Consider the following 2,292-nt stretch of genomic DNA (forward strand, 5'->3'; position numbering starts at 1 on the left):
GGTGGCAGTAATGGCTGGTATTATGGTGGATGGCTTTGGGGAATAAGAGGACTGATGGATAAAATGGTGGGTGGTGTTGGTTTGCGAAGAGGAAGAAGAAGCCCCACACAATTATATCCGGGAGAGTCGCTTGATTTCTGGAGGGTGCTTATTGCAAATAAAGAAGACAGAAGATTGCTGTTGTACGCAGAAATGAAATTACCCGGAGAAGCATGGCTGGAATTTTTCATCAACGAAAAAAATGAACTTGAGCAAACGGCAACTTTTCGTCCGCTTGGCTTAAAGGGGCGGTTATATTGGTACGCTGTTTTCCCATTTCATGGATTTATTTTTAAGGGAATGTTGAATGCTTTGTGTAAATAATATTAGCACGCCATTTGCGGTAAAATGAACTGGTTGAGACGTTTTTTATTTGTAACTCATTTCAAATGTTTTGAATGAAACAATTTGTTGTTGATTTTTTAAGAGATAAGCCAATTACTGTTGACGAAGGTCAAACTGTATTAGCAGCATCTCTTGCAGCAGGTATCTCCCATTATCACTCCTGTGGCGGTAAAGCGCAATGCTCCACCTGCCGCATCCTTATACTTGAAGGAATGGAAAACCTTTCTTCTTATTCAGATAAAGAAACTGCACTGAGGCAAAAATTACCATTTCCAAAAAATATCAGGTTAGCCTGCCAGTGCTATATAACCGGCGAAGGTGTAAAGGTACATCGTTTAATACGGGATGAAATTGATGTGAGCATCTATATTAAAGGAGATACATCAACTGATCCTGAATATACAGGCGAAGAAAAGGAATTGGCCTTATTTTTTTTAGACATCCGGAATTTTACGAGGTTCATAAATTTTTACCTGCCTTTTGATGTAATCCATATTATGCGGCGACTGTTTAATTTATTTAGAAAAGTAATTGAACATAATAATGGAAGCATAATAGAAACTGAAGGCGATGGATTTTATGCAGTTTTTGGATTTGAAACAACGGTGCAGGAGGCTGCTGAAAATGCCACTCATGCAGGATTTCAAATATTTGCAGAAATTGATATTTTTAATGAGACGTATGTTTACAAACATTTTCGTCATAATTTTCAAGTAGGTATTGGTGTGCATACCGGCAAGGTAATAATAGGAAATATAGGAATAGGGGTTAACAATAATATTACTGTAATGGGAGCTCCGGTAAATATTGCAGCCCGTTTACAATCAGCTACAAAAGAATATAATAACAGTTTCATTATTTCAGGCAATGCTTTTAATTTACTCTCTGCCAAACCTTCAAACAGCCCTGCATCTGCCCAACTAAAGGGAATAAAAGACAGCATTGATATTCATTTGATAGGAAAGCCTTACCATACAACTTAAAATACCTGCCCAAACCCTGTAAATAAACGTTGCTGTTGTTTATAAAAGTGAATGTAAAAATTTATATAAATTTTGTTTTCCGTCCCAGCGGGGTTTTCACACAAATTCTCTTTAATCCTAAAACCGTAACTGTGAAACCCCGCTGCACAAAATTGCCTTGCAATACATACTGCCAACCACTAACTTTACAGCATGGCCGTAAAGTATAAACACTCCGATATATACTCCATGTACTATTGTACATTTACCTGTTACAATTGGCTACCGCTTATAGAAAATACGAGCAGTTACGATATAGTGTACAACTGGTTTAGTATCCTGGCAAAAGATAACATTAATGTAATTGCATTTGTAATAATGCCCAACCACATACACTGCATTTTATATTTTCCAAACGCTGGCTTTTACCTGAATAAAATAATCGGCAATGGAAAGCGTTTTATGGCTTATGAAATAATTAGCCGGTGGAAGAAAAATAACCAAAGTGAAGTACTTAAAACTTTAAGCAGTGCCATAACCGAAAGAGAAAAGAAGAAGGGGCAATTGCAGGGTTTTCGAAAATTCTTTTGGTGCCAAAGCTATTTATTCAGAGAAATTTTTACTGCAAAAAATAAATTACATCCATCATAATTCTGTTAGTGGCAAATGGGTGCTGGCCAAAGATTTTGTTTTGTATCAACACAGCAGTGCGGCTTTTTATGAAGAAGGCGTGGCTTTACATTTTATGCCAAAGCACTTCAGGGATATTTAGCGTGGCAGTATAATGGTTAAGTAGTTTTTCCAGCACCGTGGTTTCACGGAAATAATTTTTTAATTTAATGCAGCATGAAGTGAAAACCCCGCCGAGACGAAAATGAAAAGGTATTTTTTTTAAACAAAAAATATAAAAATGGATATAAAAATTACGAAAACAGAAAATTCAAAA

General features: G+C 36.3%; 3 protein-coding genes. All 3 read left to right on the forward strand.

Annotated elements, in window-relative coordinates; translation table 11 throughout:
- The coding region (locus tag ACY65O_RS21160) for a DUF2867 domain-containing protein (protein ID WP_462222848.1) at positions 1-363 on the forward strand (363 nt) is incomplete at its 5' end.
- Between the two features lie 74 nt (positions 364-437).
- Positions 438-1,367, forward strand: coding sequence for an adenylate/guanylate cyclase domain-containing protein (locus ACY65O_RS21165; RefSeq protein WP_462222849.1), 930 nt, complete (start codon positions 438-440; stop codon positions 1,365-1,367).
- A 192-nt stretch (positions 1,368-1,559) separates the two neighbouring features.
- Positions 1,560-1,997, forward strand: a complete 438-nt coding sequence (locus ACY65O_RS21170; RefSeq protein WP_462222850.1) for a transposase — start codon at positions 1,560-1,562, stop codon at positions 1,995-1,997.
- Positions 1,998-2,292: the final 295 nt, after the last annotated feature.

This window comes from Ferruginibacter sp., assembly GCF_031430955.1.
Classification (GTDB): Bacteria; Bacteroidota; Bacteroidia; order Chitinophagales; family Chitinophagaceae; genus Ferruginibacter.

Excerpts from the sequence above, each read along its gene's own strand:
- ACY65O_RS21165 (WP_462222849.1), top strand. The coding sequence starts at position 438 with ATGAAACAATTTGTTGTTGATTTTTTAAGAGATAAGCCAATTACTGTT.
- ACY65O_RS21170 (WP_462222850.1), top strand. The coding sequence starts at position 1,560 with ATGGCCGTAAAGTATAAACACTCCGATATATACTCCATGTACTATTGT.